At 65.3% G+C, this 2,908-nt stretch carries 3 protein-coding genes; all 3 read left to right on the top strand.

The window, feature by feature from the left end:
* Positions 1 to 578: 578 nt before the first annotated feature.
* Complete coding sequence (gene rpmB, locus MOV74_RS35115) at positions 579 to 890, top strand: 50S ribosomal protein L28 (RefSeq protein ID WP_246931680.1); 312 nt, start codon at positions 579 to 581, stop codon at positions 888 to 890.
* 397 nt (positions 891 to 1,287) lie between these two features.
* Positions 1,288 to 1,800 carry a hypothetical protein gene (locus MOV74_RS35105; RefSeq protein WP_246931679.1) on the top strand — a complete coding sequence of 171 codons (513 nt, stop codon included), beginning with the start codon at positions 1,288 to 1,290 and terminating at the stop codon, positions 1,798 to 1,800.
* 50 nt (positions 1,801 to 1,850) lie between these two features.
* Positions 1,851 to 2,908, top strand: a 1,058-nt coding sequence (gene ftsZ / locus MOV74_RS35100) for a cell division protein FtsZ (protein ID WP_246931676.1), incomplete at its 3' end; no start/stop codon positions are given.

Below are 2,908 nucleotides of genomic sequence, written 5' to 3'. Positions count from 1 at the left end.
GCCGGCACCGCGCCCCAAGCCAACGCCAGGCCGCAAAACGCCGCCAGCCAGCCGGCAAAGCGCGGACGGATCGAGCGCGTTTCTGGCGCAAGAGGCGGCGTGATGAGCACGAAACAATCCAATCGGGGCGCGATGGCTGTTACTTAAGCCAAAAACCACGGCAAACAATGTGTCCGGGCGCCCTAAACCGGGAACTCCACCGGACTCTTCGGCGGCGAATACGCCCTTTATGTGATGGTAAGGCGCGACAAACATTGCCGTTTTGGTGATCGGTAACCGCGGGCCGCAAACCTCTCCCGCCTGCGGGAGAGGTCGCGCGAAGCGCGGGTGAGGGCTCTCTCCTCTAGGGGGCGCTCACGTCTGCCCCGCCGCGGCGACACCCTCTCCCCAACCCTCCCCCGCGCGCGGGGGAGGGAGCGCACCTCGCGGGCGGCCTCAAAAGACGCCCCAAAACCTTGACGGCCCGCCCCTTCCCCCCTATACGTCCGCCGCTCCCTGCAAGGACGAAGAATTAGCCCCCGTGGCGCCCAGAATGGCGGCCGCACTCGTTAGGGGTTCGAAACCTGAGGATTTCTACCATGTCTCGCCGCTGCGAACTGACGGCCAAGGGCCCCCTCGTCGGCCACAAGGTCAGCCACTCCAACATCAAGACCAAGCGCCGCTTCCTGCCGAACCTCGTCAACGTGACGTTCATCTCGGAAGCCCTCGAGCGCAACGTGCGCCTGCGCGTCTCCACCAACGCGGTGAAGAGCGTCGACCACAATGGCGGCCTCGATGCCTATTTGCTCAAGGCCAAGGCCGACGCCCTGTCGCCGCGCGCCCTCGAGCTGAAGCGCGCCATCCAGAAGAAGGTCGGCCCGACCACCGCGCCGGCGAAGAAGGCCAGCTAAGTTTTCAGAATTGGGCGGGGGCTAGGTTGCGTCGCGTGGCGTAGGCTTAGCCGAGTAGAGTTTTGCGTTTACGGCCGGATCGGAAGATCCGGCCGTTTTTGTTTTTGGCGCTGCCCAGAGGTAGCACTACCTCGTCACCTGCTGTGATGGCACCGGCAGCGAGATCTCGGAGAACATCTCCAACGTCCTGAAGCTCCCTCGCTGCCTGCGCAAGACCGACAGGCCCAGCCGCAGCAGATGATGTCCTTCGATCCCCGGGATCGGCACCGTGCCGCCACCGGTAAACAACGCCCCCCGCGCGTTAACCGTCCGTTAACCAACGCAGCCTAGCCTGCTGTAATCGTCCAGCCATCATTAGCCCGAAATGCCTTCCCGGTTCGCTCCAGGAGAAGCGCCGATGTGCGTCGCGTTGTTGACGTATGCCGATCTCAGTGCCCGCCTCGATATCTCGCGCGAGGCCGCTCGTTCGCTCGCCAGGCGACGCGGCTTGCCGCGCTCGCGGTCGGATGATGGCAAGGCCCTGGTGAGTGTTGATCTCTCCGAACTGCGGTACACGCCTCGCCCACGACGTCGCGGCCGGGCAGACCCCATTGCCGCCTCCATGGCAAAGATCGAGGCATTCAAGGCGGAGGCCTTCAAGGCGGAGGTCGCGCGGCTCGAAGCAGCAGCAACCGGCTACAGGGCGGATTTCGAGCGCGAGCGTGAGCGCGCCGATCGCCTTGCCGTCGAGCTCAAGCAGGCGGCGGCCGAGACGAAGGCCGCCAATGCGTGGGCGGCACGCCTGGAAGACGAAGTGACGGCTTTGCGGACCGGTCGCCGCCCTGGTGGCGCGATCGCGGGACCAGCCGCGCTTCGATTGGGACATCTGGCCGCTTCCATCGTGGACGCAGACCGCGCGGCCTGCAGGTAGCACTCGAACCTTTCTCCATCCCGGCCTGCCGGAGCAACCGCGAGGACAGAATGACTGGCATGACCGATATTCACGAGATGAAGGCGCGCATTGTCGTATTCGGTGTCGGCGGCGCCGGCGGCAATGCCGTCAACAACATGATCACGGGCGGGCTGCAAGGGGTCGACTTCGTCGTCGCCAATACCGACGCGCAGGCGCTTGCCATGTCGAAGGCGACGCGCCTCATCCAGCTGGGCACACAGGTGACCGCGGGCCTCGGCGCCGGCTCGCAACCCGAATTGGGACGCGCCGCGGCCGAGGAGGCCATCGATACGATCCGCGAACATCTGACCGGCGCGCACATGGTGTTCGTGACTGCCGGCATGGGCGGCGGCACCGGCACCGGGGCTGCACCCATCATCGCCAGGACCGCGCGCGAGCTCGGCATCCTCACCATCGGCGTGGTCACCAAGCCATTCTACTTCGAGGGCCAGCGCCGCATGCGCTTTGCCGAAGCCGGCATCGAGGAATTGCTGAAGACGGTCGACACCCTGCTCATCATCCCGAACCAGAACCTGTTCCGGGTGGCCAGCGACAAGACCACATTCGCCGATGCCTTTGCCCTCGCCGACCAGGTGCTTTATTCGGGCGTGGCCTGCATCAGCGACCTCATCGTCAAGGAAGGCCTGATCAATCTCGATTTTGCCGACGTTCTCTCCGTGATGCGGGAGAAGGGCAAGGCGATGATGGGACGGGGCGAGGCTTCCGGCGAGAAACGCGTGCTCGCCGCCGCCGTGGCCGCAATCTCCAATCCATTGATCGAGAACCCCTCGATCAAGCGCGCCAGTGGCCTCATCATCTCCATCACCGGCGGCAGGGATCTCATGCTGTTCGAAGTCGACGAAGCCGCCACCCGCATTCGCGACGAGGCCGACCCGGACGCCAACATCATCGTCGGCGCGTCGTTTGACGAAAGCCTCGAAGGCATCGTCCGCGTCTCGGTGGTGGCGACCGGGATCGACAATGTCGACCCGGCGCAGCTGGCGGCGCCGGTGGAAACCGCACTCTCGCAGCTCGCCGGCCGCTTACGCAACGACAGCCGCCGCATCGCCGATCGCATCGAGCGCGG

The organism is Bradyrhizobium sp. SHOUNA76, from assembly GCF_023006445.1.
In the GTDB taxonomy this organism is placed as follows: Bacteria; Pseudomonadota; Alphaproteobacteria; order Rhizobiales; family Xanthobacteraceae; genus Bradyrhizobium.
Note: the sequence above shows the minus strand (reverse complement) of the source record. Positions and strands in the feature narration are given on the sequence as shown.

What these genes read in the sequence shown, in the direction of transcription:
- rpmB (WP_246931680.1), top strand. Translation starts at nt 579, where the DNA reads ATGTCTCGCCGCTGCGAACTGACGGCCAAGGGCCCCCTCGTCGGCCAC.
- MOV74_RS35105 (WP_246931679.1), top strand. Translation starts at nt 1,288, where the DNA reads ATGTGCGTCGCGTTGTTGACGTATGCCGATCTCAGTGCCCGCCTCGAT.